General features: G+C 70.3%; 27 protein-coding genes and 3 pseudogenes. 8 read left to right on the top strand and 22 right to left on the bottom strand.

The window, feature by feature from the left end:
• Positions 1-30: 30 nt before the first annotated feature.
• Genes IG90_RS0118855 through IG90_RS0118835 form a run of 5 tightly spaced genes read right to left on the bottom strand, consistent with a single transcriptional unit; the run spans position 31 to position 4,961 of the window.
• Entirely contained in the window at positions 31-708 is a 678-nt protein-coding gene (locus tag IG90_RS0118855; protein ID WP_030585563.1) for an HAD family hydrolase, read from the bottom strand.
• Positions 705-1,859: an ABC transporter ATP-binding protein gene (locus IG90_RS0118850; protein ID WP_233436006.1), complete on the bottom strand. Its 1,155-nt coding sequence runs from the start codon at positions 1,857-1,859 to the stop codon at positions 705-707. The genes IG90_RS0118855 and IG90_RS0118850 overlap by 4 nt, the downstream gene beginning before the upstream one ends.
• A 5-nt stretch (positions 1,860-1,864) precedes the next feature.
• Positions 1,865-2,869 (bottom strand): ABC transporter permease, encoded by a 1,005-nt coding sequence (locus IG90_RS39545; protein WP_030585559.1) that lies wholly within the window; start codon positions 2,867-2,869, stop codon positions 1,865-1,867.
• Positions 2,857-3,783 (bottom strand): ABC transporter permease, encoded by a 927-nt coding sequence (locus tag IG90_RS0118840; RefSeq protein ID WP_030585556.1) that lies wholly within the window; start codon positions 3,781-3,783, stop codon positions 2,857-2,859. Before IG90_RS0118840 ends, IG90_RS39545 begins: the two co-directional genes overlap by 13 nt.
• Positions 3,783-4,961 carry an ABC transporter substrate-binding protein gene (locus IG90_RS0118835; RefSeq protein ID WP_030585553.1) on the bottom strand — a complete coding sequence of 393 codons (1,179 nt, stop codon included), beginning with the start codon at positions 4,959-4,961 and terminating at the stop codon, positions 3,783-3,785. Before IG90_RS0118835 ends, IG90_RS0118840 begins: the two co-directional genes overlap by 1 nt.
• A gap of 267 nt (positions 4,962-5,228) precedes the next feature.
• Between IG90_RS0118835 and IG90_RS0118830 the strand changes: the two genes are divergently transcribed.
• Positions 5,229-5,984, top strand: a complete 756-nt coding sequence (locus IG90_RS0118830) for a GntR family transcriptional regulator (protein ID WP_030585550.1) — start codon at positions 5,229-5,231, stop codon at positions 5,982-5,984.
• Positions 5,985-6,173: 189 nt separating this feature from the next.
• Here IG90_RS0118830 and dusB read toward each other — a convergent pair whose 3' ends face one another.
• Complete coding sequence (gene dusB, locus IG90_RS0118825; RefSeq protein ID WP_030585548.1) at positions 6,174-7,322, bottom strand: tRNA dihydrouridine synthase DusB; 1,149 nt, start codon at positions 7,320-7,322, stop codon at positions 6,174-6,176.
• A gap of 56 nt (positions 7,323-7,378) precedes the next feature.
• Positions 7,379-7,525, bottom strand: a pseudogene (locus IG90_RS47110) (arginine deiminase family protein); the annotation flags it as partial.
• Between the two features lie 225 nt (positions 7,526-7,750).
• Between IG90_RS47110 and IG90_RS0118810 the strand changes: the two are divergent.
• Complete coding sequence (locus tag IG90_RS0118810) at positions 7,751-8,944, top strand: PP2C family protein-serine/threonine phosphatase (RefSeq protein WP_030585545.1); 1,194 nt, start codon at positions 7,751-7,753, stop codon at positions 8,942-8,944.
• A gap of 257 nt (positions 8,945-9,201) precedes the next feature.
• Here the strand turns inward: IG90_RS0118810 and IG90_RS0118805 are convergent.
• The 6 genes and pseudogenes from IG90_RS0118805 to IG90_RS0118780 form a co-directional block, all read right to left on the bottom strand.
• Positions 9,202-9,417 (bottom strand): annotated as a pseudogene (locus tag IG90_RS0118805) (helix-turn-helix domain-containing protein); the annotation flags it as partial.
• Positions 9,418-9,452: 35 nt separating this feature from the next.
• A complete protein-coding gene (locus IG90_RS0118800; RefSeq protein WP_030585539.1) occupies positions 9,453-9,791 on the bottom strand; it encodes a helix-turn-helix domain-containing protein in 339 nt (112 codons plus the stop codon).
• Positions 9,788-10,151 (bottom strand): annotated as a pseudogene (locus IG90_RS39540) (type II toxin-antitoxin system RelE/ParE family toxin). Before IG90_RS39540 ends, IG90_RS0118800 begins: the two are co-directional and overlap by 4 nt.
• A 127-nt stretch (positions 10,152-10,278) precedes the next feature.
• Positions 10,279-11,247, bottom strand: coding sequence for a glutaminase (locus IG90_RS0118790; RefSeq protein WP_030585535.1), 969 nt, complete (start codon positions 11,245-11,247; stop codon positions 10,279-10,281).
• 227 nt (positions 11,248-11,474) lie between these two features.
• Positions 11,475-11,684: a DUF397 domain-containing protein gene (locus IG90_RS0118785; protein WP_030585532.1), complete on the bottom strand. Its 210-nt coding sequence runs from the start codon at positions 11,682-11,684 to the stop codon at positions 11,475-11,477.
• The gene (locus tag IG90_RS0118780) at positions 11,681-12,520 is read right to left on the bottom strand and encodes a helix-turn-helix domain-containing protein (RefSeq protein WP_030585529.1); all 840 of its coding nucleotides are present in this window, start codon (positions 12,518-12,520) and stop codon (positions 11,681-11,683) included. The genes IG90_RS0118785 and IG90_RS0118780 overlap by 4 nt, the downstream gene beginning before the upstream one ends.
• A 106-nt stretch (positions 12,521-12,626) precedes the next feature.
• On the opposite strand from IG90_RS0118780, the gene IG90_RS0118775 reads away from it, so the two are divergent.
• Together IG90_RS0118775 and IG90_RS0118770 are read left to right on the top strand one after the other, a co-directional pair.
• A complete protein-coding gene (locus tag IG90_RS0118775; protein ID WP_030585526.1) occupies positions 12,627-12,887 on the top strand; it encodes a hypothetical protein in 261 nt (86 codons plus the stop codon).
• A 65-nt stretch (positions 12,888-12,952) separates the two neighbouring features.
• Complete coding sequence (locus IG90_RS0118770) at positions 12,953-13,222, top strand: hypothetical protein (RefSeq protein ID WP_233436004.1); 270 nt, start codon at positions 12,953-12,955, stop codon at positions 13,220-13,222.
• Positions 13,223-13,312: 90 nt separating this feature from the next.
• Here IG90_RS0118770 and IG90_RS0118765 read toward each other — a convergent pair whose 3' ends face one another.
• From IG90_RS0118765 to IG90_RS0118745, 5 genes are all read right to left on the bottom strand, one after another.
• Complete coding sequence (locus IG90_RS0118765) at positions 13,313-14,095, bottom strand: alpha/beta fold hydrolase (RefSeq protein ID WP_206434036.1); 783 nt, start codon at positions 14,093-14,095, stop codon at positions 13,313-13,315.
• Between the two features lie 47 nt (positions 14,096-14,142).
• Positions 14,143-14,841, bottom strand: coding sequence for an ester cyclase (locus IG90_RS0118760; protein ID WP_030585519.1), 699 nt, complete (start codon positions 14,839-14,841; stop codon positions 14,143-14,145).
• Positions 14,842-15,070: 229 nt separating this feature from the next.
• Complete coding sequence (locus IG90_RS0118755) at positions 15,071-15,292, bottom strand: DUF6243 family protein (protein WP_030585516.1); 222 nt, start codon at positions 15,290-15,292, stop codon at positions 15,071-15,073.
• A gap of 170 nt (positions 15,293-15,462) precedes the next feature.
• Positions 15,463-15,666: a hypothetical protein gene (locus IG90_RS0118750; protein ID WP_030585513.1), complete on the bottom strand. Its 204-nt coding sequence runs from the start codon at positions 15,664-15,666 to the stop codon at positions 15,463-15,465.
• 100 nt (positions 15,667-15,766) lie between these two features.
• Positions 15,767-17,149 carry a glycine--tRNA ligase gene (locus IG90_RS0118745; RefSeq protein WP_030585511.1) on the bottom strand — a complete coding sequence of 461 codons (1,383 nt, stop codon included), beginning with the start codon at positions 17,147-17,149 and terminating at the stop codon, positions 15,767-15,769.
• 230 nt (positions 17,150-17,379) lie between these two features.
• On the opposite strand from IG90_RS0118745, the gene IG90_RS0118740 reads away from it, so the two are divergent.
• From IG90_RS0118740 to IG90_RS0118725, 4 genes are all read left to right on the top strand, one after another.
• Entirely contained in the window at positions 17,380-18,408 is a 1,029-nt protein-coding gene (locus IG90_RS0118740; RefSeq protein WP_030585510.1) for a metal ABC transporter substrate-binding protein, read from the top strand.
• Between the two features lie 47 nt (positions 18,409-18,455).
• The gene (locus tag IG90_RS0118735) at positions 18,456-19,259 is read left to right on the top strand and encodes a metal ABC transporter ATP-binding protein (protein ID WP_030585507.1); all 804 of its coding nucleotides are present in this window, start codon (positions 18,456-18,458) and stop codon (positions 19,257-19,259) included.
• Entirely contained in the window at positions 19,259-20,158 is a 900-nt protein-coding gene (locus tag IG90_RS0118730) for a metal ABC transporter permease (RefSeq protein ID WP_030585503.1), read from the top strand. Before IG90_RS0118735 ends, IG90_RS0118730 begins: the two co-directional genes overlap by 1 nt.
• Positions 20,159-20,262: 104 nt before the next feature.
• The gene (locus IG90_RS0118725) at positions 20,263-20,697 is read left to right on the top strand and encodes a Fur family transcriptional regulator (protein WP_030585500.1); all 435 of its coding nucleotides are present in this window, start codon (positions 20,263-20,265) and stop codon (positions 20,695-20,697) included.
• A gap of 68 nt (positions 20,698-20,765) precedes the next feature.
• Here the strand turns inward: IG90_RS0118725 and IG90_RS0118720 are convergent, their stop codons facing one another.
• The 4 genes from IG90_RS0118720 to leuA all read right to left on the bottom strand — a co-directional run bounded on the left by IG90_RS0118720 (position 20,766) and on the right by leuA (position 25,186).
• Positions 20,766-21,629 carry an isoprenyl transferase gene (locus IG90_RS0118720; protein WP_030585497.1) on the bottom strand — a complete coding sequence of 288 codons (864 nt, stop codon included), beginning with the start codon at positions 21,627-21,629 and terminating at the stop codon, positions 20,766-20,768.
• A 62-nt stretch (positions 21,630-21,691) separates the two neighbouring features.
• Positions 21,692-22,438 carry a DNA repair protein RecO gene (recO, locus tag IG90_RS0118715; RefSeq protein WP_026237355.1) on the bottom strand — a complete coding sequence of 249 codons (747 nt, stop codon included), beginning with the start codon at positions 22,436-22,438 and terminating at the stop codon, positions 21,692-21,694.
• Positions 22,439-22,492: 54 nt separating this feature from the next.
• A complete protein-coding gene (locus IG90_RS0118710) occupies positions 22,493-23,197 on the bottom strand; it encodes a TerB family tellurite resistance protein (RefSeq protein ID WP_030585493.1) in 705 nt (234 codons plus the stop codon).
• Between the two features lie 192 nt (positions 23,198-23,389).
• On the bottom strand, positions 23,390-25,186 hold the full coding sequence (gene leuA, locus IG90_RS0118705; protein ID WP_030585490.1) for a 2-isopropylmalate synthase: 1,797 nt from the start codon (positions 25,184-25,186) through the stop codon (positions 23,390-23,392).
• Positions 25,187-25,467 lie beyond the last annotated feature (281 nt).

Genomic DNA, 25,467 nt, shown 5'->3' with positions numbered 1-25,467 from the left:
GTGAATCACGCTCGCTTCGGACCCCGGATTTCAGGATCCGGACGCCTCCGGACGCCTCAGGCAGTCGCTGAGCACCCCGAGGTCCACCTCCTCCAGGCTACGGGCGAAGGTCCGCCCCCGCGCGGGCTCCACCGGCAGCAGCGAGGGCACCACCAGCACCGCGCACCCCGCGGCGTGCGCGGACGCGGTGCCGTCCGGGGAGTCCTCGACGGCGACGCAGGCCGAGGCCGGGACGCCGAAGCGGGCCGCCGCCGCCATGTACGGGTCCGGATGCGGCTTGGTCCGTACGGTGTCGTCGGCCGACAGCGTGAAGGCGAAGCACGCCCCGGCCAGCGACCCCGCCACCACCGCGTCCACGACACTCCGGGGCGAGGCGCTGACCAGGGCGAACGGCACCCGGGACCGCTCCAGTGCGGTGAGCAGCGCGGCGGCCCCGGGGCGCAGCGGGGCGCCCGCGTCGACCTTGCGGAAGAAGGACGCGGTCAGCTCGGCGGCCACGCCGGGCAGTGCGGCGGCCGGCCCGCCCGTGACCTCGATCAGATGAGCGGCGGTGTCCGCGACGGCCCGGCCGACGATCTCGGGCGCGTCCGCCTCGGAGAGGCGGTGGCCGAGTCCGGCGGCGATCTCGTCGGCCGTCTCCCACCACAGCACCTCGGTGTCGACGAGGGTGCCGTCCATGTCGAGGAGCACGGCGGCGGGCGTCGTCATGCCGCCGCCTTCCCGGCCGACGGCTCACGTACCGGTGCGGCGGGCACGACGAGCACCGGCCGCGGTACGGGCGTGACCCGGGCCCGTACGCCGGGCAGCAGGTCGGCGGCGTCGCGGGAAGGGAGGTCGGCCTTGGCCGCGACGCCGTCCGGGAGGTCGAGCAGGACCCGGGTGACCGAGCCGAGGAACGACGCGGAGACGACGGTGGCCGTGCCCTCGGGGTCGGCCTCGGCGCGGATGCCCTCGGGCCGGATCAGTACGTCGACGGGCCCGCCGCCCGCCGGGATCTCGCCGTCGACCGGGAGGGTGGCGCCCGCGACCTCGACCGAGCCGGTCCCGGTCAGGTGGCCCGGCAGCCGGTTCATGGTGCCGACGAACTCCGCGACGAACGCGGTGGCGGGGCGCTCGTACAGCTCGGCCGGGGGTGCGCACTGTTCCAGGCGGCCCGCGTTGAGGACGGCGACCCGGTCGGCCATGGAGAGGGCCTCCTCCTGGTCGTGGGTGACGAAGATGGTGGTGATCCCGAGCGACAGCTGGAGGCGGCGGATCTCCTCGCGGAGCGAGAGCCGGACCTTGGCATCGAGTGCCGAGAGCGGCTCGTCCAGCAGCAGCACCCGGGGCCGCAGCGCGAGCGCGCGGGCCAGGGCGACCCGCTGCTGCTGGCCGCCGGACATCTGGTGCGGGAAGCGTCCGCCGTGGTCGGGCAGCCCGACCAGGTCGAGGAGCTCGGCGGCGGTGGCGTGCCGTTCGGCGGCGGACACCTTCCGTACACGCAGGCCGAAGGCCACGTTGTCGCGGGCGTTCAGGTGCGGGAAGAGGCTGTAGGACTGGAAGACCATGCCGGCGTCGCGCCGGTTGGCGGGGATCCGTGTGATGTCCTCGCCGTCCACCAGGACCTCGCCGGAGTCCGGCTGCTCGAATCCGGCGAGCACCCGCAGCGCGGTGGTCTTGCCGCAGCCGGAGGGGCCGAGGAGGGCCAGCAGCTCGCCGGGTCCGGCGGTGAGGTCGAGCCCGTCGAGGGCCACGGTCGGGCCGAACGCCCGGCGCAGCGAGCGGAACTCCACCCGGGCTCCGGTGGCGGCACGCCCGTGCGCGGCGTCGGTCCTGGCCGGCTCGGGCCTTCCGGTGGTGGCGGTGGGCAGGGCTGACATGGTGGCTACTCCTTGCCGGGTACGGCGGTGGGGGCGGTGGACGGGCCGCCGGCGGAGGCGGCCGGGGCGGAGGCGGCCGGGGTCGTGGCGGCCGGGGCAGTGGAGGGCCCGGCGGCGGGGACGGCGGCGGACGAACCGGTTCCGGCGCGGGAGAGGACGAGCAGCAGCGCCCAGGTGATCAGCAGGCTGAGCAGGGACACCGCGACGGACATCCGGGCCTCGGCGCCGGAGACGGAGACGATCCACACCGCGAAGGGGCGGAAGCCCAGCAGCGAGGCGACGGTGTACTCGCCGAGCACCAGCGCCAAGGTCAGGAAGGAGGCCCCGGCGAGCGAGGAGCGCAGATTGGGCAGGATGACGCGGAGGATCACGTACAGCCGCCCGGCCCCGCAGTTCCGGGCCGCCTCCACCAGCGTCGGCACATCGACCGCGCGCAGTCCGGCGTCCAGCGAGCGGTGCACGAACGGCAGCGCCAGCACGGTGTAGGCGAGCACCAGCACCACCGGGAACGACTCGTTCTGCACGGCGAGGAAGGTCTGGTAGAGCGGGGTGCGGGAGAAGTGGTCGGGCCCCCAGCGCAGCACGGTGGCGATCCCGGTGACCAGGGCGATCGGCGGCACCACCAGGGGCAGCATGCAGACGATCTCGACGACCGCCCGCAGCCGGGGCGGTCCGAGCCGGACCGCGACCAGCGCGGGCACGACGAGCAGCAGGGCCAGCGCGATGGTGGCGCAGGCGAGGGAGAGCGAGAGGAACAGGCTCTCGGTGAAGCCGTCGGCCGACAGGATCCCGCTGTACGCGGCGAAGGTGACGCCCTGGTTCGGCACATGGACGGTGAAGACGAAAGAGGAGACCAGTGGGGTGAGGAAGTACAGCCCGGCGACGGTGAGCACGGCCCCGCGCCAGTAGCGCGGGCGGCGACGGGCGGGCTTCACCGGGGCGGCGACGGGAGCCGTGGAGACAGGGGGCCCGGAGACAGGGGGCCTGGAGACGGGGGTCAGCGCAGCCATCGGGAACTCCGTCGCTGGAGGGGCAGGTAGACCGCCATCACCAGTCCGGCGATCACGATCATGTCGAGGCTCAGCGCCAGGGCGACGTTCTCCTGGCCGACCAGGACGTTGCCCGAGAGCGCGTCGGCGATCTTCAGGGTGACCAGCGGGACGGAGCCGCCGACCAGGGCGGCGGCCGTGGCGTGCGCGGCGAAGGCGCTGCCGAAGAGCAGGACGAAGCCGCCGAGCAGCGAGGGCGCGAGGACCGGCAGGCCGACGTGGCGCCAGAACTGCCAGGTGGTGGCCCCGGTGTTGAGCGCGGCCTCCCGCCACTGCGGGCGCAGCCCGTCCAGTGCGGGGACGACGACGAGCACCATGAGGGGGATGAGGAAGTAGAGGTAGATGACGGTGAGCCCGGTGAAGGAGTAGAGGTTCCAGCCGAGGGCGTCCAGGTGCCCGATCTCCGTGACGACCCCGGAGATGCCGAGGGTCGCGACGAAGGCGAAGGCGAGCGGGATCCCGCCGAAGTTGGCGAGCACCCCGGAGGCGGTGAGCACCGCGCCGCGCAGGGCGCCGCGCCGGGAGGTGACGACGGCTTGGGCGATCAGCACCCCGAGCACGGTGGCGAGCGCGGCGGTCAGCGCGGACAGCTGGACGCTGCCGGTGAGCGAGGTGAGGTAGGGCCCCTGGAGCGAGCGCGACAGGTGCTCGCCGGTGAGTTCGGTGGTGCCGGCGGCCGGGTCGGTGCGGGTGAGCGCCCCGTACAGCAGGGCCCCGGCGGGCAGTCCGAAGCAGAGCCCGGCGAAGACGAGCAGCGGGAGCGCGCCGAGCCAGGCGCGGGGCGGCCTGCGGCGGCGCGTACGGCCTGCGGCCTTCCGGCCGGTGGGGGCGGCCGCCCCGGGACCCGGGGCGGCGGACGGATGGAGGACGGTCATCAGGAGACGGCCTTGTCCCAGTTCTCGGCGAGGGTGGCGTTGGCCTGGTCCAGCTCCTCGGAGGAGGGGAAGGACGGGGTGCCCTCGACCTTCGGCAGCTTGGCGACGAAGGTCTCGTCGGCCGTGCCGTCCTCGGTCATGGCGGGCAGCAGCACCGGGCGGGCGTAGCCCTTGAGCCAGAGGTTCTGGCCCTCGGCGCTGTAGAGGTACTCCATCCACAGGCGGGCGGCGGCCGGGTGCGGGGCGTCCTTGTTGATGGCCTGCGAGTAGAACTGGGCGTACACGCCGTCGGCCGGAACGGAGACCTTCCAGTCGACGCCCTTGCCCTTGAACTGGTCGGCGTACCCGGCGTTCAGGTAGTCCCAGTCGATGCTGATCGGCGTCTCGCCCTTCTCGACGGTGGCCGGGGTGGACTCGACGGGGATGAAGTTGCCGCTCTTCTTCAGCTTGCCGAAGAAGTCGATGCCGGGCTGGATGTCGCCGAACGAGCCCTTGTCGGCGAGGGACGCCGCGTACACGCCGCCGAACGCGGAGCCGGACTTGGTCGGGTTTCCGTTGAGGGCGACCTTGCCCTTGTACTCGGGCTTCAGCAGGTCGGCGAAGGTCTCGGGGCAGGTGGTGATGCGGGCGGCGTCGCAGCCGATGGAGACGTAGCCGCCGTAGTCGTTGTACCAGCGGCCGTCCGCGTCCTTCTGGCTGTCGGGGATCTTGTCCCAGGCGGTGACCTTGTACGGGGCGAAGAGGTTCTCGGCGGCGCCGCTGCGGGCGAAGGCGATACCGAGGTCGAGGACGTCGGGGGCGCGCTTCTGGCCCTTGCGGGACTTGACGGCGGCTATCTCGTCGGAGCTGGAGGCGTCCGGGGTCTCGCTCTTGATCTTGACCTTGTACTTGGCCTGGAAGGCCTTGATGATCTCGCCGTAGTTCGCCCAGTCCGGCGGCAGGGCGATCACGTTCAGCTCGCCCTCCTTCTCGGCGGCGGCGACCAGCTTCTCCAGCCCGCCGAAGTCGGCGACCGAGGTGGCCTCGGTGGACTTCACCCCGTTCACCCCGGTCTCGGCCTTGTCCTCGGGAGCGGCGCCGCACGCGGTGAGCGCGGTGAGGGCGGCGGTGGAGAGGGCGAGAGCGGCAACGGCACGGCCGTTGGCGCGGATACGGGGGCGGGGTCGGGCTCTGCGCACGGTGTGTCTCCCGGGAGCGAAGTGAGTACCACTTGTTCATACAAGCTGGCATCAGTTCGCCCGCTCCAGGTGTCCGGGACGTTAACGTCCTATGGCCGGTGCCGCAAGAGCCGAGGAAGAGGAAAGCCCGTCATAGCGGGGTTGTGGTAGGTACGGGACCGTACGCGGCGACGCTCCGAAGGGGCGCTAGAGTGAGATACCGGACCATGACACAGACACCGACCTGTGCACAGCCTGGGTCCGTATCAGCCGACCGACGGGGGGCGCGTGGGCCGTTCACGCTACGAGGAGATCGCCGAGTCGCTGCGGCAGGCGATCCGGGGCGGCGCCTATCCGCCGGGCTCCCGGCTGCCGTCCGAGAGCGACCTCGCCACCCGCTGGAAGGCCTCGCGCGGCACGGTCCGCCAGGCGGTGGCGCTGCTGGCGTCCGAAGGCCTGATCGGCTCCCGGCAGGGGGCCCGCAGGGTGGTCCTGCGCCAGGAGCGGCGGCAGAGCTTCCAGCAGCTCAACAGCTTCGCGCAGTGGGCGCGGGCGATGGGCTGCGAGGTCTCCGGCCGGATCCTGGCCCGCGCCACCCGGCCCGCGACCGACGAGGAGGCCGCGCGGCTGGACGCCGAGCCGGGCAGCGAGGTGCTGTACGTGCTGCGGCTGCGCCGGCTGGACGGGGAGCCGGTGATGGTCGAGCGGACGGTGTACGCGGACTGGGTGGCCCCGGTGGTCCGCGCGCTGCCCGAGGACTGCGTATCGATCATGGACGGCATCGCGGAGCGGGCCGGCATCGTCGCGCAGTACGGCGAGCATCTGATCGACGCGGTCGCGGCGGGCAGCGAGGACGCCCGGCTGCTGGGAGTGCGCCGGGCCAGCCCGCTGCTGCGGCAGCGGCACCTGACGTACACGGCGGCGGGCCGGGCCATCGAATGGACGGACGACCGCTACCGGGCGGGGAGCGTCGTCTTCAACGTGATGAACTCCGCGGCGGCGGCACCACTGGAGCGGCGCGCGGGCCCGGACGTGGGCGGCTGAGAGCGTCTCGTACGCGTACCTGCTCAGAGCCTGTCGGGTGGCCTTCGACCGGAAAGCGGACGCGCTCAGGTGCGTGCGGTTCCCAGGCGCCGAGAGGTCCTCGTAGCGGAGCTGCCAGGGCGTTTCGGCAACGCCGGAAGCGTGCGTGCCACGGCGGGGCCGCCCGGCCAGAGGTCACCCGACAGGCTCTCAGCCGCCGGAGGTGTCCAGCTCCGCTTCGGCGCTGATGCCCGCGCAGTCGTACGGGTCCTTCAGCCAGCCGTCCGGCAGGACGACCCGGTTGTTGCCCGAGGTCCGCCCGCGCGGCCCGTCGGCGCCGTCCGGCCAGGGCTGGTCGAGTTCCAGCTCGTGCAGCTGACCGCTCAGCTCCTCCAGCGAGGAGGTGATCGCCAGCTTCTTGCGCATCTCGGAGCCGACCGCGAAGCCCTTGAGATACCAGGCGACGTGCTTACGGAAGTCGATCACGCCACGGGCCTCGTCGCCGATCCACTCCCCTAGCAGCGTCGCGTGGCGCACCATGACGTCCGCGACCAGGCGCAGGGTGGGCGCGTGCCGGGCCTCGCGCCCCTCCATGGCGTTCACCAGGTCGGCGAAGAGCCAGGGCCGGCCGAGGCAGCCGCGTCCGACGACGACACCGTCGCAGCCGGTCTCCCGCATCATCCGCAGGGCGTCGTCGGCGCACCAGATGTCGCCGTTGCCGAGAACGGGAATCTCCGGGACGTGCTCCTTGAGCCGGGCGATGGCGTCCCAGTCGGCGGTGCCGCCGTAGTGCTGGGCGGTGGTGCGCCCGTGCAGGGCGACGGCGGTGACGCCCTCCTCGACGGCGATGCGGCCGGCGTCGAGGAAGGTGAGGTGGTCGTCGTCGATGCCCTTGCGCATCTTGATGGTGACCGGGAGGTGCCCGGCGTTGGAGACGGCTTCCTTGAGGATGGCCCGCAGCAGGGGACGCTTGTACGGCAGCGCGGACCCGCCGCCCTTGCGGGTTACCTTGGGGACCGGGCAGCCGAAGTTCAGGTCGATGTGGTCGGCGAGATCCTCGTCGACGATCATCCGGACCGCCTTGCCGACGGTGACCGGGTCCACTCCGTAGAGCTGGATCGAGCGCGGGGTCTCGGTCGCGTCGAAGTGGATGAGCTGCATGGTCTTCTCGTTGCGCTCGACCAGCGCCCGCGTGGTGATCATCTCGCTGACGAACAGCCCCTTGCCGCCGGAGAGCTCCCGGCACAGCGTCCGGAACGGGGCGTTGGTGATGCCGGCCATCGGGGCCAGCACGACCGGCGGCTGCACGGTGTGCGGGCCGATGCGGAGCTGCGGGAGAACGGGGGCGAGCGTGGTCATTGCTCCATTGTCGCGTACGCCGGACGAGTGGCGGCACCGTCGGTCTCCTGCGGTCGGAACGACACCGCGTCGCGGATCGGCGGGCAGGTCATGCGGTGCCCGCCGCCTCGGCCCCGGCCCGGCTCCGCGCCGACGACGCTGATGGCCTCCACCCCGGCCCGGCGCGGCAGCGCGTTCGTCCGCGTGTTGCGGGACGCCGTCCATGGTGCGCGCCGCCACGGTGGCCGTGCCCGAGGACCCGGCATGGCTCCCGGACCACCAGGCCCTGCGCGCGGAGCTGAGCACGGCCGGTGGACCCGGCTCGTTCCGGGCGCACCTGTGAGCGGACGCCCCGGCCGGAACCGTTCGCCGTCACCGCAGGATTCCTCGACCGGGGCAATGAGAAAGGCGTCAGCGGGCAGAAGCACTCTCAACTTCTGGAGGCTGTGGTGACGTGTGACCGGATGGGACTGGCCGAAGTGCTGGCGGCGGCGGAGAACGCGGCCCCGGTGGACTCGATCGATGTCGTGGCGCGCGACCTGCGCACCCGGTTCGGTGCGCGGTACGTGTCGTTCCTGTTCGTCGATGTGGTCGGCAGCCGTCTGCTGCGGGTCAACGACACGGCCGTCGCCCCCCAGGAGCAACGGACCGAGCGAGTCCCCCTGGCCGGCAGCGGCATCTACGACAAGGTTCTGCGCGCCCAGAAGCCGGTGCTGGCGGAGGAGGGCGGGCTGGGGCACCGTGTGCTCGCGCCGGTCACCAACCGCGGTGACACCGTCGGCGTGCTGGAGCTGTTCCTCGACTTCGTGACCGAGACCGTGCTGGAGCAGGTCGAGGAGGCCGCGCACGCACTGGCGTACATCATCGTCACCGACCGTCGCTTCACCGACCTCTACCACTGGGGAAACCGCACCACGACGGTCAGCCTGGCGGCGGAGATCCAGCGGCAGCTCCTCCCCTCGGCCCCCTCCTGCGAGGGCGCCGAATTCGCCCTCGCCGGGGCCCTGGTCCCGGCCTCCGACATCGCCGGGGACACCTACGACTACAGCCTCGACCACGACACCCTGCACCTGTCCGTCACCGACGCCATGGGCCACGACGTCGACGCCTCCCTCACCGCCACCCTGGTCGTGAACGCCTCCCGCGGCGCCCGCCGCGCCGGATCGGACCTCGCCGAGCAGGCGCGCCACATGCATCAGGCCCTTCTCGACCACGGGCGTCACGCCTACGCCACGGGTCAGTTGCTCCGCATCGCCCTTGACGGAAGCGGCGCCCAGCTGGTCAACGCCGGGCACCCCTGGCCACTCCGCCTGCGCGACGGCACGGTCGAGGAACTGGGCCTGGTCGTCAACATGCCGTTCGGGTTCACCCCTCAGGGCTCGTACGAGGTACAGGACATCGACCTGCGCCCCGGTGACCGCCTCGTGCTGTTCACCGACGGAATGCAGGAACGCGAAGCGGAGACGGTCGACCTGCCCGGCCTCCTGCTGCGGACCGCGGCCGAGCACCCGCGCGAGGTCGTCCGCACCTTGGTCGCCGCGGTGGCCGACGCCTATGGCGGCCGGCCGCCGAAGGACGACGCCACCGTCCTGTGCCTGGACTGGCAAGGCCCTCGCAGCGTGGACCGCCGGTCGGACGCCTGAGAGCCTGTCAGGTGGCCTCTGATCGGGCGGGAGGCCCCCCGCGCCGCGTCGATCATCCGGAAGACCTCGTCCACCGCGGCCTCCGGATCGGCGGCCTAGCGGGCCGGCGCGTAGGCGTCGATCGCGAACCTCGCGATGGTCCGGCAGGCCGGCAAATCGACGTCCGTGCTTGTGCGCTGGCGTCCGCCGGTGTTGCCGTCACTACTGCCGTCGGCGGACTACACCGCCTGGGGAATTCCAGGAATTCCGAATGCGTGTCAAGCGGCTTTGTCGTGCGGGATGAGGCTGATGGTCAGATCGGCGCCGAGAGCCTGAGCCAGGCGGCGCAGGAGGGGAAGCGTGGGCACGGTCCCGCCGCCTTCGAAGCGGGAGATCTGCGGCTGCTTCATCCCGCACCGCTCGGCCAGCTCGGCCTGGGACAGCCCGAGCTCGATGCGCCGGTCGTGGACGAGTTGCCCAAGCTCACGGGCGAGCGCGGAAGGCTGGTCCTGCATGGCTCCTCCCCGCCTCAGGCCGCTGGGGCGACGATGGTGACAGTGGGCTCGTCTCCGCCGGCGAGGTGCACGTCCACCGTGAGGTCCAATGCGCGGGCCAAGCGCATGATGACCGCGATGGGCGGCAGCTCGGTGGCCGTCTCGATGCCTTCGATGTCATCGACGCCGACGTGCATGCGCTCGGCGAGGTCGGCCTCGCTCAGGCCCAGCTGCTTACGCCGGTCGTGGACGGCCTTGCCCAACGTCATGGCGAGGCCGGCCTCTTCGTAGACCCGGTCGTACTCGGGGTCAGCGTCCAGGTGTTCGCCCAGCAGCTGGCGGTGGCGACGGGTCCTCCATTCGCTGTGGTTCATCGGTTCTCCTTGAGGTTGCGGCGGTAGAGGTCGTGCTCGGCGGCGGCTTCATGCCCTGCCTCGCACAACCGCTGTGCAGCGTGGGCACGGTCCACTTCGGCCTGCTCGCGCATCTTGGTCTTGCGGAACACGGTGAGCAGCACGACACGTCGGCCGGGCGCCAGCCAGTAGGTGATCCGCTGATGGGCATCGCCCAGGCGGAAGCGCAGCTCGCGAAGCTTGCCGCCAGGTGGCGGGAGTGCGGTTCGTCGAGCGTGGTGGGCTGCTCGGCGAGCAGGTCGGCGACGCGTTCGGCCGAATGTTCTCCAGCCACAGCCGCACCTCCGGCTCGATCTCGATCGAGTACCGCCCGCTGTCCATAGCGCCGGTGATATATGGCACGGGGTGCGAGAGCGCGACTTCGTAGTTCAGGCCGTGTGCCGTCGCCGCGACCGCAGCCACTTCAGCGTCACGCTCCCCCGTACTCCCCCTTTCGTGCTGACGCCCGTCAGAAGACGGACAGCCCGGTGAGCGTGGTGAAGCGGTCAAGGGCCGACACGCCCGCCACCGAGTTGCCGCGCCGGTCGAGGCCCGGGCTCCAGACACACAGGGTGCACACGCCGGGCACGATGGCGATGATCCCCCCGCCGACGCCGCTCTTGCCCGGCAGCCCCACCCGGTAGGCGAACTCTCCAGCCGCGTCGTACGTCCCGCAGGTGAGCATGACCGCGTTGACCTGCTTCGCCTGGCTGCGGGTGAGCAGCGCGGAGCCGTCGGCCCGGATGCCGTGCCGGGCCAGAAACCCCGCGGAGAGGGCCAGGTCCGCGCACGACGCCTCGATCGAGCACTGGCGGAAGTAGGCGGAGAGCAGTTCGGGGACCGGGAGCGTGATGTTGCCGTAGGAGGCCATGAAGTGGGCCAGCGCGGCGTTGCGGTCGCCGAAGGCCGCTTCGGAGGCGGCGACCTCCGGTATGAAGTCGATGGCGGCGTTGCCGCTCTCCGAGCGCAGCAGCTCCCGCACCTGGCCGGCGGCGTCCCCGGTCAGCGCCTGCAGCCGGTCGGTCACCACCAGGGCGCCGGCGTTGATGAAGGGGTTACGGGGAATCCCGTTCTCGTATTCCAGCTGCACCAGGGAATTGAACGGGTTGCCCGAAGGCTCGCGGCCGACTCCCCGCCATATCTGCCCGCCGTCCAGGGAGAGCGCCAGGGCCAGGGCGAACACCTTGGAGATGGACTGCGTCGAGAACGGCTGCTGCCAGTCGCCGACACCGTAGACGGTCCCGTCCGGCTCCGCGACGGCCATACCGAACCGCCGGGGGTCGGCGCCGGCGAGCATCGGTATGTAGTCGGCCGGGGTGCCGCGGTCGCTGAGCGTGGCCATCTCCTCGGCGATGCGGGTGATCACCGCGCTGAAGCGGTGGGAGCCGGCGCGCGGAGCCGGACTGCTTGCCCGAGGGGCGTCGGAGGTGTGGGACACGGCATTTCCTGACGGGAGGGGAGCGAAAGACCCGGGGCGGGCGGAGTGGAAGCGGGAGGCCGCCCCTAGTCTGACCCCGCCCACCGGATTCGACCAAAAAGCCCCTTGTGCTGCCCGCCTCCGACGCTTGCCCGGACCGCCTCCCGCACGATCCCGGCTTCCGGCCGCCCCGGACAGCAGGACGCCCCACCGCGCTCCAGCGGTGGGGCGACACTGGACCGCGGCGGTCAGAAAGCGTCGAAACTGCCGGCCTGCACGCCCGCGACGAACGCGGAAAAGGCAGCGGTACGGACGTCGAGGACCGGACCGTCCACGCACTTGGAGTCGCGGACCGGGACGATGCCGCGAGAGGCGACGAGGTTGGCGGCCACCTCGACGCAGTCACCGCCGTTCGAGCTGTACGAGGACTTGAACCATCGAGGGGATTCGGTCTTCACGGGGTGCCCTTTCGCAACTGACTGACCTTGGCCACAGACGCCGCCTTCGACAGCGCATCGCCCTGCATTTGATGGTAGGTCGTGAACATGGGCGCCACCAGTGACGTTTCACGCTCGACGTATCCCTGCGCCTGCGATTCGGCATACGCGACGATGGACCGGTCGGCCAGGGTCAGCAGGTTGACGGGCAAATGGAACGCCCTGCGCTCACCCATGCCGAACGGCGCCACCTGAATGATCCAGTTGGGCAGCGAGGCCAGCTCGATCAGCCGTTCCAGCTGAGCGTTCATTACCTCCGGACCGCCGACGGCTTGGTGCAGACAGCTCTCGTCCATGACGACGAACATCATGGGAGGCCGCGATCGCTCCAGTGCCGCTTGCCTCTGCGCAAGGAACGCGACGCGCTCGTCAGCCTGTTCAGCGGTGATGGCCCCGCGCTCCACGTCCCCGTAGGCCACGACGCGCGCGTACTCCGGTGTCTGTAACAGCCCAGGAATGAGACCGAGGTTGTAGAGCCTGAGTTCCACCGCTCGTCCTTCGTACCCGACGTACTCCGGGAAGCCCTCCAGCAGCGAGCCGTTCCGCATCTCGGACCACTCGCGCTCGAAGGAATCTGCCGTGCCGGTCGTACCAAATGCCTGATCAGACTTCCTCGAAAAGCGCAGAGTCGGCGGCTTGCGAACAGTTTCCACGGCCGAAATGTGCTGACTGGAGTACCCGATCTTCGGGGCCAGATCGTCCTGGCTCCAACCCCGCTCCTCCCGGAACCGCCGGATACGGGCACCGTAGGCCGCCTGCGGGCTGCTGGCGGGGTTCAGTTCCTTGATGTTGACCATGCCGCACTCCCTACTCTTCCTTCGATAACAATCAGTTGAAGGGTTCTTCACGGTAGGTCACGCTGAATCGCCCCGGTAGCCGAACAGCTACGGAGAGGAGCGATCGATGTACGACGAGAACGCACGCCCGAATACCCACGAGCCTCCTGGCTTCCCCGCCCCCAGCACTCTCCTGGTCGACACCAGCCGCAACAACCGCGTGGGCGAGTTCCGAGGGGTCGCCGGCCTCTACTGGTCCCTCCGCCCCGTCGGCGGCGGGATCGAGTGGGAGGTCGAACCCCGGCACGTACGCCCCGCGCTCCCCATGGAGCAGCTCCGCGCCCGTACCGCGCGGGCCAACGCCCGCAGTCGGGGTGAAGTGCTGTGAGTTCATCCGCGTCACCAAACCCCTTGTCCCGCTTACGAGTTCGGTTCGCCCTCGTCCTGGGGGCGGTGGAGGTCCGTCTACGGCTCCGCTTCCCCCACTTCATGTGGGCGCTCACTCCGAGTCCGGCCGCGCGGGCTGTGCCGTTCGTCGAGCTGCAACGTATCGAGTCCGACCCCGCCTACCGGGCTCTGTTCCTCGCCCAGTTGGACGCGGCGATCACCGACCGGGACGCGGAACGCGAGGCGGTGGTGCACGCGATCGAGGCGGCGGCCGACCGGCTCCGGACCCTGATCCGCACCGACAGCGACAGCGACAGCGACGAGCGTGCCGCGTGACGAGGTCGATGGCGAGAGCGATGACGTACGCCGCCGAGGTCACCGTGACCGACGGGCGGCGGTTCGTCCTACCGCGGGCCCTCGACCCGATCACTCGTAGGCACGGCAGAACTCGCGGACGGTGCGGTTGAACAGGTCCGGCGCCTCGATGTTGCTGACATGCCCCACGCCGGGGAGTACCGCGAGCTCAGTGTGCGGAATCGCGTCCTCGAACGCATGGGCGACGGCCAACGGTGACCGCACATCGCACTCGCCCCAGATGAGCAAGGTCGGCACCGCGATCCCGGGCAGCAGGTCGCGCTCGTCGGCCTCGGCCATCATGAACAGCTGCGGCCCGATCGTCTCCGGCCGCACGTCACGGGCCATCGCGTCGAGCAGCGGCACGAACGCGGCGGGCGGGTCTCCGGCGAACAGCCCCGGCAATGTCGGATCGAACCGCTCCCGGGGCACGGCGAGCATCCGCTCGGCCCCCTCGACCCGGGCCGCCACCTCCTCAGGCGGCAGTGAGCCCTTCCACCCGGCGTAGGTGTCGGCCAGGATCAGCGTCCTGACCAGCTCCGGATGGTGGCGATACAGCTCCAGTGCGACCGTACCGCCCCAGGAGAGCCCGGCCACATGGGCCGAACCGAGCCGCAGCACCTCGATGACGGCGGCCAGGCAGTGTGCGAAGTCCGCCAGACCGAACCCGACCGGCAGATCCGAGGAGCGCCCCGCGCCCGGCTCGTCCCAGGCCACCACGGTGAATTCCTCCGCGAGTTCCTTCAGTTGCGGCTGCCACGCGCGGCCGTCCATCCCCGCTCCGTGCACGAGAACCAGGGGCGGGCCATGCCCCAGGCGCGCAACGGAGACCTCCACCCCGTTCACTCGCACCATCGCCATGACACCAGGCCAGTGCCGTGTCGCGGCGTGCACCCGGAGTGCTACTGGCCCTCGATGACGCCCAGTTGCTGCATCATCCCCAGGTCGTCGGTGTTCCACCAGCTCTCCGCGTACTTGCCGCCGACACAGCGGAAGGTCGCGTGCCCGGTGCCTTTCACCTGCTTGCCGGTGGCCTCGATACCCTGGTATTCGCCGACGTGCCGACCGGTGAAGCTGAACCGCACCGCCACCGTGTCACTCTCGGCGACCATGCTCTCGATGACCGTCCGCAGCTGGAACGCCTCGATGATGTCCCGGCTCTCCCGCTTGGCGTCCTCCATGCCCATGTCGTACGAGGACAGCGACGGGTCGTGCTCGCGGTAGTCGGCCGTGCACAGCTCGTCCATGACGTCGTAGTCGCCGTTGTTGACGAGCTCGTCGAAGTAGCGGCGCACCGCCTCCTTGTTGAGCTGCTCGTCCCGGATGACGTCCAGGTCGGTGAACGAGGGTTCGGTCTCGCAGAGAGCGACCATCTCCCGGAAGAACCGGTCCGTCTCCGGCAGCTTCGAGTTCTCCATCGCCTCCTCGTAGGAAGGGAACTCGACGATCTCCACGATGTGTGACGCATCCGAGCGGTCGTGCCCCATCGTCGCGTGCGTCGCCGTCCTCTTGCCCTTGGTGGCCTCCGCCCAGGAGTCCATCACCCTGTTCAGCTCATCGATGTGGTTCGTCCGGAAGTCGATCATCTGAACGAATGGCATGACACTCATCTCCCATGAGTCGGGAGCGTCCTGACCCTTCCAAGCTACGCCTGTCCCACCGCCCTGTCTCGCGGGCGAAAGTGCAGGTCAGCGGCGCGCGGCTGCGGCACTTCACCGCGCCGCCGAGTCGGCGTTCCCGCCGGAACGGCCGGCTGCCTGCCTGGGTACGGGCGTGGGCCCGGATCACGGATGATCCGGGCCCACCGTCGTACGGCGTACCGCTCAGGTGTCAGCTCTGCGCGGGCGGTGCGTCCTGCTCGCCGGGCTCGGCGGCGGTCGTGGCCGCCTGGGCCTCGGCGCGCTCGCGCATCTTGCGCACGAGCTCCTGCTTCTTGTCCTCGGCGGCCTTGCGGTCGGCGCCTCGCGCGGAACCCGCGCCCTGCTGTTCGGCGCGGGACAGCTTCTTGCGCTGTCCGCCGACGCCAAGGAGGTTGTTACGGCTCTTGGCCACGGCGTTCTCCCATTCGTGGTGAGAAGTGAGGAAGGAAGTGATCGGGTGATCGAGATCGATCCGGTGGGCGGCGGGTGGTCGAGTCCCCGCCGCGCTCTCACTCGTAGATCTGGAAGAACGAAGACATGCCGGAACGGTACCCCGCTCCCGGAGCACCCCGCACCAGGTTTTCAGGCCGTCGGGTCGACCGTCGCCTGGTGCGCCTCGGTCAGATGCTCCTCGGCCTTCAGCCAGGGCAGGAACTGCGCCGAGCGGCGCCACGCGCAGGTGGAGCAGGTCAACTGACGGGTCATGCCCGACTTCCGTACCTGCACGACGTGTTCACGGCCGTGCTGATCCCATCTGGTGACCTTGCTGGTGGTGATCGACGGCATCGCGTACCTCCCGGGACGGCGGCGGGGGCTCCGGTGGACTGTACGACGAAGCCCCCGGTTCCGTACCCGGAACCGGGGGCCTCACGCGCCTACGGGAGTGTCAGCAGCCGATCAGACGGGCGCCGAGGTACGCCTGGATCTGGTCCAGGGAGACGCGCTCCTGCTTCATGGTGTCGCGCTCGCGCACGGTCACCGCGTTGTCGTCGAGGGTGTCGAAGTCGACGGTGACGCAGAACGGGGTGCCGATCTCGTCCTGGCGGCGGTAGCGGCGGCCGATGGCGCCGGCGTCGTCGAACTCGATGTTCCAGTTCTTGCGCAGGTCGGTCGCCAGGCCCTTGGCCTTCGGCGAGAGCTGCGGGTTGCGGGACAGCGGCAGGACCGCGACCTTGACCGGCGCCAGACGCGGGTCGAGGCGCATCACGGTGCGCTTCTCCATGACGCCCTTGGCGTTGGGCGCCTCGTCCTCGACGTAGGCGTCGAGCAGGAACGCCAGCATCGCGCGGCCGACACCGGCCGCGGGCTCGATGACGTACGGCGTCCAGCGCTCGTTGGCCTCCTGGTCGTAGTACTGGAGGTCGGTGCCCGACGCCTCGGAGTGTGCCTTGAGGTCGTAGTCGGTGCGGTTGGCCACGCCCTCCAGCTCGCCCCACTCGCTGCCGCCGAAGCGGAAGCGGTACTCGATGTCGGCGGTGCGCTTGGAGTAGTGGGAGAGCTTCTCCTTCGGGTGCTCGAACCAGCGCATGTTCTCCTCGCGCATGCCGAGGTCCGTGTACCAGTTCCAGCGCTGGTCCATCCAGTACTGCTGCCACTCCTCGTCCTCGCCCGGCTTGACGAAGAACTCCATCTCCATCTGCTCGAACTCACGGGTCCGGAAGATGAAGTTGCCCGGAGTGATCTCGTTCCGGAAGGACTTGCCCATCTGCGCGATACCGAACGGCGGCTTCTTGCGCGAGGTCTGCAGCACCTGGCCGAAGTTGGTGAAGATGCCCTGGGCGGTCTCGGGGCGCAGGTAGGCGACCGAGCCGGAGTCCTGGGTCGGGCCGAGGTGGGTGGAGAGCAGACCCGAGAACTGCTTGGGCTCGGTGAACGTGCCCTTGTTGCCGCAGTTGGGGCAGTTGAGGTCGGCGAGGCCGTTGACCGGCGGCTTGCCGTGCTTCTCCTCGTACGCCTCCTCCAGGTGGTCGGCGCGGTAGCGCTTGTGGCAGGAGGTGCACTCGGTGAGCGGGTCCGAGAAGGTGGCGACGTGGCCGGAGGCGGCCCAGACGTCGGGCGCCAGGATGACCGACGAGTCGAGACCGACCACGTCCTCGCGCGCGGTGACCATGTAGCGCCACCACTGACGCTTCAGGTTCTCCTTCATCTCGACGCCCAGCGGCCCGTAGTCCCAGGCGGCCTTCTGCCCACCGTAGATCTCACTGCAGGGGTAGACGAAGCCACGGCGCTTGCTCAGGCTGACGATGGTGTCGATCTTGTCGGCGGCCACGGTGCTCTCTTCATTACGACGGCGAAATTGGACAGGGGCGGCGCGTAGCGCCTCGATGGGGGGTGGTGGTCGGGAGACGGGCGGGCGAATGCTTCAGATTACCGGCGGGCGCACCCCTGGGATCAAATCGGTGGGGGCACGAGTGGTTCCCCTGCCGCCGCTATGTGATCTTCCGGGCATCTCATCCGCCTTGTTGACAATCGTTTCCACTTTTGTTGAAAATGACTGTCATGAACGTACGCCGTCTGATACCCACCACCGCCGTCGCCGGAGCAGTCGTCCTCGGTCTGACCGCTCTCTCGGCCTGCTCCACCTCCGACGCAGCGGACGGGAGCGACGGCGGCAAGCTGAAGGTGACCGCGTCGTTCTACCCGATGCAGTTCCTGGCCGAGAAGATCGGCGGCGAGCACGTCGCCGTCACCAGCCTCACCAAGCCGGGCGTCGAGCCGCACGACCTGGAGCTCACCCCCCGCCAGATCGGCTCCATCAGCGAGTCCGACTACGTGCTGTACCTCAAGGGCATCCAGCCCGTCGTGGACGACGCGATTCTGCAGTCCGGTGTGAAGAACACCGTCGACGCCGCGACCCTCACCACGCTGGAGGACCACGGTTCCGAGGTCAGCGGCCACGACGGCCATGAAGGCGAAGAAGAGCACGGGCACGAGGAAGAGGCCCACGAGGAAGAAGCCCACGAGGAGCACTCCGAGGGCGACGGGCACAACCACGGCGAGGAGGGCGGCGCCGACCCCCACATCTGGCTGGACCCGGTGAAGTACGCCGAGGTCGCCAAGGGTGTCGGCAAGTCCCTGGAGAAGGCCGACCCCGACCACGCCGCCGACTACAAGAAGAACACCGATGCCCTCGTCGCCGAGCTGGGCGAGCTGAACACCGCGTACGAGACCGGGCTGAAGAACACCTCCACCAAGACCTTCATCACCACCCACTCCGCCTTCGGCTACCTCGCCGAGCGCTACGGGCTCACCCAGCAGGGCATCGCTGGCATCGACCCCGAGGCCGAGCCGAGCCCCGCCCGGATCCAGGAGATCCACACCATCGCGGAGAAGGAGAAGGCCACCACGGTCTTCTTCGAGACGCTCGCCAGTGACAGGACCGCGAAGACCCTCGCGAAGGACACCGGCCTGAAGACCGACGTCCTGGACCCGCTGGAGGGAATCACGAAGAAGTCCCAGGGCGCTGACTACATCGAGGTCATGGAGTCCAACCTCGTCGCGCTGCAGAAGGCACTCGGCGCTAAGTGACCCGCATCACCTTGAGGACCCGCATCACCCCTGGATCGGAGGCGCTCGTGCCGGAGCGTGAGAGCACCACCCGCGAGCCCGTGGCCACCACCCGCGAGCCCGTCATCGCCCTGCGCGGCGCCACGGCCACCCTCGGCGCGCGCACCGTGCTGCGCGGCGTGGACCTGACCGTGCACCGCGGCGAGGTCGTCGCGCTGCTCGGCGCCAACGGTTCCGGCAAGTCCACCGCCGTACGGTCCGTCATCGGGCAGGTCCCGCTGACCGGCGGCACCGTCGAGCTGTTCGGCACCGAGCTGCGCCGCTTCCGCCGGTGGGGCCGGATCGGGTACGTCCCGCAGCGCACCACGGCCGCGGGCGGCGTGCCCGCCACGATCCGCGAGGTCGTCTCCTCCGGCCGGCTGTCCCGTACGGGGCTGCGGTGGCCCGGGAAGGCGGACCGGGCGGCCGTGGAGCGGGCCATCGCGCTGGTGGGCCTCGCCGACCGAGCCAAGGACTCCGTGAGCGCGCTGTCCGGGGGCCAGCACCAGCGGGTCCTGATCGCCCGCGCCCTGGCCTCCGAGCCGGAGCTGCTGATCATGGACGAGCCGATGGCCGGGGTCGACCTGGCCAGCCAGGGGATCCTCGCGTCGACCCTGCGCGAGCAGGTGGCGCTGGGCACCTCCGTGCTGCTGGTGCTGCACGAGCTGGGCCCGCTGGAGCCCCTGATCGACCGGGCCGTCGTCCTGCGCGACGGCTGCGTGACGCACGACGGGCCGCCGCCCGAGGCGCTCGGCCAGCACGCTCTGCCCGGCCACGACCACGTACACCCCCACGCGGCCGCCGAGCCCGTACGGACGGGACTGCTGACCTGATGATGCTGGAATTCCTGAACCCTCCCTTCATGCAGCGGGCGCTCATCGCGGCCGTCCTGGTCGGCATCACCGCGCCCGCCATCGGCATCTACCTGGTGCAGCGCCGGCAGGCCCTGATGGGCGACGGCATCGGGCACATCGCGATGACCGGCGTCGGCCTCGGCTTCCTGCTCTCCACCAGCCCGGTCTGGATGGCCACCGCCGTCGCGGTGGCCGGCGCGGTCGTGATGGAGCTGATCCGCTGGTACGGACACACCCGCGGCGACCTCGCCCTGGCGATGCTCTTCTACGGCGGCATGGCGGGCGGCGTCATGCTGATCAACCTGTCCGACACGGGTTCCAACGCGAACCTGACGTCGTACCTCTTCGGCTCGCTCGCCACGGTCTCCGAGTCGGACGTCATCGCGATCTGCGTGCTGGCCGCCTTCGTGGTGCTGGTCACGGTGGGGCTGCGACGGCAGCTGTTCGCCGTCAGCCAGGACGAGGAGTTCGCCCGGGTGTCCGGGCTGCCGGTCCGGGTACTGAACCTGCTGATCGCGGTGACCGCCGCCGTGACCGTGACCGTCGCGATGAGGGTCGTCGGCCTGCTGCTGGTCAGCGCGCTGATGGTGGTGCCCGTGGCGGCGGCGCAGCAGATCACCAAGTCCTTCAGGGTCACCTTCGTGCTGGCCGTGGTGATCGGCACGGCCGTGACCCTCACCGGCACCGTGACCTCGTACTACGAGGACGTTCCGCCCGGCGCGACGATCGTGCTGCTGGCCATCGCGGTGTTCGTCGCGCTGACCGTGCTGGCCGCTCCGCTCGCGCGACGCCGGGCGCGGGCGAGCGAGGCGAAGGGGGCCGAGTGCACCCTGGAAGTACCCGCGGCCCGCCGGGACGAGGACGACGTACGCGTGTGACGGCCGTGCGTGGGACGGCGTCGCACCGTACGTGTTCGCCGGCGGCACCCGGCCGGGCTGGCACAATGGCCCGACACATGTACGGGCGACACGAGGAGGCAGCTGTGGCCACGGCGCCGATCAGTGGCACGAACGCAGCCCCGGTACGCGGCCGGTCCACCCGGCAGCGCGCCGCGGTGGCAGCGGCGCTCGACGAGGTCGACGAGTTCCGCAGCGCCCAGGAGCTGCACGACGTCCTCAAGCACCGCGGCGACTCCGTGGGCCTGACCACGGTCTACCGGACCCTGCAGTCCCTCGCCGACGCGGGTGAGGTCGACGTGCTGCGCACCACCGAGGGCGAGGCCGTCTACCGGCGGTGCTCGACCGGTGATCATCACCACCACCTGGTCTGCCGGCTCTGCGGCAAGGCGGTGGAGGTCGAGGGGCCGGCGGTCGAACAGTGGGCCGAGATGATCGCCGCCCAGCACGGCTACGTGAACGTCGCGCACACCGTCGAGATCTTCGGCACCTGCGCGGAGTGCGCCGCGAGCAAGGCGTAACGAACGAGAAGAGGCGGGCCCGGGACGTTCAACGTCCCGGGCCCGCCTCTTTCACATCACGTGTCGCGTCACTTCTCGGCGGACTCCGCGGACTCCGCGGCCTTCGCGGCCTTCGCGGCCTTCGCCGCCTCCACCGCCTCCGCCCCGCCGAAGCGGCGGTCGCGCTGGGCGTACTCCAGGCAGGCCCGCCACAGGTCCCGACGGTCGAAATCCGGCCAGAGAACGTCCTGGAAGACCATCTCGGCGTAGGCGCTCTGCCAGATCAGGTAGTTCGAGGTGCGCTGCTCGCCGCTGGGGCGCACGAAGAGGTCCACGTCCGGCATGTCCGGGTAGTACGTGTACTTCGCGAAGGTCTTCTCGTTGACCTTGGAGGGGTCGAGCTTCCCGGCCGCCACGTCCTGGGCGATGCGCTGGGCGGCGTCCGCGATCTCGGCGCGGCCGCCGTAGTTGACGCAGAAGTACAGCGTCATCTTGTCGTTGTCCTTGGTCTGCTCCTGGGCGACCTGGAGCTCCTGGACGACGGACTTCCACAGCTTGGGCATGCGGCCCACCCAGCGGATGCGGATGCCGAGCTCGTCCATCTCGTCGCGGCGGCGGCGGATCACGTCGCGGTTGAAGTTCATCAGGAACTTCACCTCGTCCGGCGAGCGCTTCCAGTTCTCCGTGGAGAAGGCGTAGAGCGAGAGGTTCTTCACGCCCATCTCGATACAGCCCTTGAGAACGTCCATGACGACGCCCTCACCGACCTTGTGGCCCTCGGTGCGGGGCAGACCCCGCTCCTTGGCCCAGCGGCCGTTGCCGTCCATCACGACGGCGACGTGCTGGGGCACCAGCTCGCCGGGGATCTTCGGAGGCGTCGCGCCCGAGGGGTGCGGCTCGGGGGTCTTGTACGTGCGCCGGTTACGGCCGCCGAGGATCCCGCGTACTGCCATGAGCTTCTCAGTCTCCCTGTGTCACTTCTCCACGCACCGCGTCGTCTGCCCGACGCACCGCGTCACTTCTCCACGTACCGCAGCGAGCGCAGCCCGCGCTCCAGATGCCAGTGCAGATAGGCGGACACCAGCCCGCTCCCCTCCCTGACATGACGCGCCTCGCACGCGTCCGCCGTCGCCCAGTCGCCGCTGAGCAGCGCGCTCAGCAGGGCCAGGGCCTGTGCCGAGGGTACGACGCTGCCGGGGACCCGGCAGTCACCGCATATGACGCCCCCCGCCGCGACGGAGAAGAACCGGTTCGGACCGGGCATTCCGCACTTGGCGCAGTCCTCGAAGCTGGGCGCGTACCCGTTGACCGCGAGCGAGCGCAGCAGGAACGCGTCCAGGATCAGGTGGGGGGCGTGCTCGCCCCGGGCGAGGGTGCGCAGGCCGCCGACGAGGAGCAGATACTGCTGGACGGCCGGCTCGCCCTCGTGGTCGGTGAACCGCTCGGCGGTCTCCAGCATCGCGGTGCCCGCGGTGTAGCGGGCGTAGTCGGCGACGATGCCACCGCCGTAGGGCGCGATCGTCTCGCTCTGGGTGCAGAGCGGCAGCCCGCGGCCGACCAGCTCGCTGCCGCGCGCGAAGAACTGCACGTCGACGTGGGAGAAGGGCTCCAGGCGGGCGCCGAACTTGGACTTGGTGCGGCGCACCCCGCGGGCGACGGCCCGCACCCGGCCGTGGCCGCGGGTCAGGATCGTGATGATCCGGTCGGCCTCGCCCAGTTTCTGCGTACGCAGCACGATGCCGTCGTCCCGGAACAAGCTCATGGGCCCATTGTCGCCCACCGGGAGCCGGTGGCGGGGGCCCTGGGCCGTCCGGTTCTACGAGGGCGTACGGGCGGCCGCCGCCAGCAGGCGGGCGGTGTCGTCGGCGGGAAGCCGGAGGGCGCTGCCGACCGTGGTCAGCACCTGGCGCTCGGCGGCGCAGTAGGGCCCGTCGGCCAGCGCGATCCTGGCGCCCTGGAGGAGGACGGACTCGCGGCCTGCGGCGGCCAGGTGCGGGGCGAGCGGGGCCAGCACCTCGTGCAGCTCGATGGCGAGGGTCGGGCCGCAGGCCTCGGCGGCCGGGTCGGTGCCGGAGCCCCGTCCGGTGTCGGCGGCCAGCACCTCCACGACGGTGAACAGCTGCTCCTGGGTGCAGTCGTCGAGCCCGGCGTCGCGCACGGTGGCGACGGCGGCCTCCAGGACCGTGCGGGAGGTGGTACCCCCGGCGGCGAGGACGGCCAGGGTGACGGTGTGGACGGCCTCGCGGAGCATCGCGGAGAACCGGGTGGTGGTGGGGTGGTCCAGGGCCTCGGGGGCGTAGCGGGCGCGGCAGGCGGCGCACTCGACGACGGGCTCGGTCTCGCCCCGGCGGACCAGGGGGACGCCGAGGACGGTGAGGCGGCGGCGGCCGGTGAGCCGGCGGTAGTTGCGGTCTCCCCCGCAGCCGGGGCAGAAGAAGGCGCCGTCGCCGACGGCGTCCCAGATGGTGCGAACGCCGCAGAGGACCGGCCTCAGAGCGCGTTGTCCTTTGGCTGACCGCACGTCGCACACCTCCGTGACGCTCCGGCAACATTGCCGTGTGTTGGACGTGATGTTAGCCACATGCGCAGGGTCGCCCCGATACTGGATGTATCGGGGTGATCCCGACAACGCGGCGAGCGTGCGTGCCAGGCGTCGCCGAGCAGGCGGGACTTTCGAAACACGCCCCAGGAGGCCGAGGAGGCCCCGGACGGGTCAGCGGGCCGCGCGGTTGACCGCGGAGACGACCGCCTTGAGCGAGGCGCGGGTGGTGTTGGCGTCGATGCCGATGCCCCACAGGACCTTGCCGTCGATCGCGCACTCGATGTAGGAGGCGGCCTGGGCGCTGGCGCCCTCGCTCATCGTGTGCTCGGTGTAGTCCAGCAGCCGGGCGTCGATGCCGATGGCCTGCAGCGCTTCGAAGAACGCGGAGATCGGGCCGTTGCCCGTGCCGCTCAGCACGGTGTCCGTGCCGTCGACGGTGGCCTCGACGGTCAGGGTGTCCTTGCCGTCGGTGTCGGTGGTGGTCTGGCCGGAGCGGAGCTGGATGCGTCCCCAGGCGTTCTCGGCGTTGGGCAGGTACTCGTCCTGGAAGGTGGACCAGATCTGCGTCGGGGTGACCTCGCCGCCCTCGGCGTCGGTCTTGGCCTGAATGATCCGGGAGAACTCGATCTGCATCCGGCGCGGCAGGTCCAGCTTGTGGTCGTTCTTCAGGACGTACGCGATACCGCCCTTGCCGGACTGCGAGTTGACGCGGATGACGGCCTCGTAGGAGCGGCCGACGTCCTTCGGGTCGATCGGCAGGTACGGCACGGCCCACTCGATGTCGTCGACCGTCTTCCCCTGGGCGGCGGCGTCGCGCTCCATGGCGTCGAAGCCCTTCTTGATGGCGTCCTGGTGGGAGCCGGAGAAGGCGGTGTAGACCAGATCGCCCGCGTAGGGGTGGCGCGGGTGGATCTCCATCTGGTTGCAGTACTCGCTGGTGCGGCGGATCTCGTCGATCTGCGAGAAGTCGATCTGCGGGTCGACGCCCTGGGAGAACAGGTTCATGCCCAGGGTGACCAGGTCGACGTTGCCGGTGCGCTCGCCCTGGCCGAACAGGCAGCCCTCGATGCGGTCGGCGCCGGCCATGATGGCCAGCTCGGCGGCGGCGACGGCGGTGCCCCGGTCGTTGTGCGGGTGGACCGACAGGCAGACGAACTCGCGGCGGGTCAGGTTGCGGGACATCCACTCGAAGCGGTCCGCGTGGGTGGAGGGCGTGGAGCGCTCCACCGTGGCGGGCAGGTTGAGGATGATCTCGCGGCCCTCCTCCGGCTGCCAGACGTCGCAGACGGCCTCGCAGACCTCCAGGGCGAAGTCCAGCTCGGTGTCGGTGAAGATCTCCGGGCTGTACTGGTAGCCGAAGACCGTCTCCGGGCCCAGGATCTTCTCGGCGTACTCCATCACCAGCCGGGTGCCGTCCACCGCGATCTGCTTGACCTCCTCGCGCGAGCCGCGGAAGACGACGCGGCGGAAGGTGGGGGCGGTGGCGTTGTACAGGTGGACGGTGGCCCGGTGGGCGCCGACCAGCGACTCCACGGTGCGCTCGATCAGCTCCTCGCGGGCCTGCGTCAGGACGGAGATCGTCACGTCCTCGGGGATCGCGCCCTCTTCGATGATGGAGCGGACGAAGTTGAAGTCGGTCTCGCCGGAGGAGGGGAAGCCGACCTCGATCTCCTTGTAGCCCATCGCGACCAGCAGGTCGAACATCTCGCGCTTGCGGGCCGGGGACATCGGGTCGATCAGGGCCTGGTTGCCGTCGCGCAGATCGGTGGACAGCCAGCGGGGCGCCACGGTGATCCGGTTGTCGGGCCAGGTGCGGTCGGCAATGTCCACGGCCTCGTAGCCGGCGTACTTGTGGACCGGCATCCCGGACGGCTTCTGCAGCTGCGTCGCGTTGGTGATCGGGGTGGGGCGGCCGACAGAATCAACGGAAGGATTCACGGTGTTACCGGCAGGATTGACGGTGGTCATGGCGTAGGGCTCCTCGGTCCAGCGGGGGTCGGCCGACTGTGTCGCTGCAGCACCAGACTCCGCGGGGAGGGGGTCGGCCTACGACTACAGGCCCTCGCCGCGGCAGCTAAGGAGAAGCAGCCCGAAACGCATGATGCGACGAGCGTAACCGAGTGTGGCCCGTGGTGCCGGTCCGTATCAGTATGCGGGACCGGGCATCGATGAGGTGTAAACAGTGACTCATCACTCCATTTCGTCAATCATCGTCGCAATCGGTGACAGAGCCATGACGGAGTGCCACA

The organism is Streptomyces anulatus (assembly GCF_000721175.1).
Classification (GTDB): domain Bacteria; phylum Actinomycetota; class Actinomycetes; order Streptomycetales; family Streptomycetaceae; genus Streptomyces; species Streptomyces anulatus_C.
This window is presented reverse-complemented; position numbering and strand designations above follow the sequence as displayed.

Coding starts and splice junctions, on each gene's coding strand:
- IG90_RS0118850 (WP_233436006.1), bottom strand. CDS start 1,859: ATGTCAGCCCTGCCCACCGCCACCACCGGAAGGCCCGAGCCGGCCAGG.
- IG90_RS0118740 (WP_030585510.1), top strand. CDS start 17,380: ATGAACGTACGCCGTCTGATACCCACCACCGCCGTCGCCGGAGCAGTC.
- IG90_RS0118750 (WP_030585513.1), bottom strand. CDS start 15,666: ATGCCGTCGATCACCACCAGCAAGGTCACCAGATGGGATCAGCACGGC.
- IG90_RS0118730 (WP_030585503.1), top strand. CDS start 19,259: ATGATGCTGGAATTCCTGAACCCTCCCTTCATGCAGCGGGCGCTCATC.
- IG90_RS0118720 (WP_030585497.1), bottom strand. CDS start 21,629: ATGGCAGTACGCGGGATCCTCGGCGGCCGTAACCGGCGCACGTACAAG.
- IG90_RS0118840 (WP_030585556.1), bottom strand. CDS start 3,783: ATGACCGTCCTCCATCCGTCCGCCGCCCCGGGTCCCGGGGCGGCCGCC.
- IG90_RS0118855 (WP_030585563.1), bottom strand. CDS start 708: ATGACGACGCCCGCCGCCGTGCTCCTCGACATGGACGGCACCCTCGTC.
- IG90_RS39545 (WP_030585559.1), bottom strand. CDS start 2,869: ATGGCTGCGCTGACCCCCGTCTCCAGGCCCCCTGTCTCCGGGCCCCCT.
- IG90_RS0118775 (WP_030585526.1), top strand. CDS start 12,627: ATGTACGACGAGAACGCACGCCCGAATACCCACGAGCCTCCTGGCTTC.
- IG90_RS0118760 (WP_030585519.1), bottom strand. CDS start 14,841: ATGCCATTCGTTCAGATGATCGACTTCCGGACGAACCACATCGATGAG.
- IG90_RS0118765 (WP_206434036.1), bottom strand. CDS start 14,095: ATGGTGCGAGTGAACGGGGTGGAGGTCTCCGTTGCGCGCCTGGGGCAT.
- leuA (WP_030585490.1), bottom strand. CDS start 25,186: ATGACCACCGTCAATCCTGCCGGTAACACCGTGAATCCTTCCGTTGAT.
- IG90_RS0118780 (WP_030585529.1), bottom strand. CDS start 12,520: ATGGTCAACATCAAGGAACTGAACCCCGCCAGCAGCCCGCAGGCGGCC.
- dusB (WP_030585548.1), bottom strand. CDS start 7,322: ATGACCACGCTCGCCCCCGTTCTCCCGCAGCTCCGCATCGGCCCGCAC.
- IG90_RS0118800 (WP_030585539.1), bottom strand. CDS start 9,791: ATGAACCACAGCGAATGGAGGACCCGTCGCCACCGCCAGCTGCTGGGC.
- recO (WP_026237355.1), bottom strand. CDS start 22,438: ATGAGCTTGTTCCGGGACGACGGCATCGTGCTGCGTACGCAGAAACTG.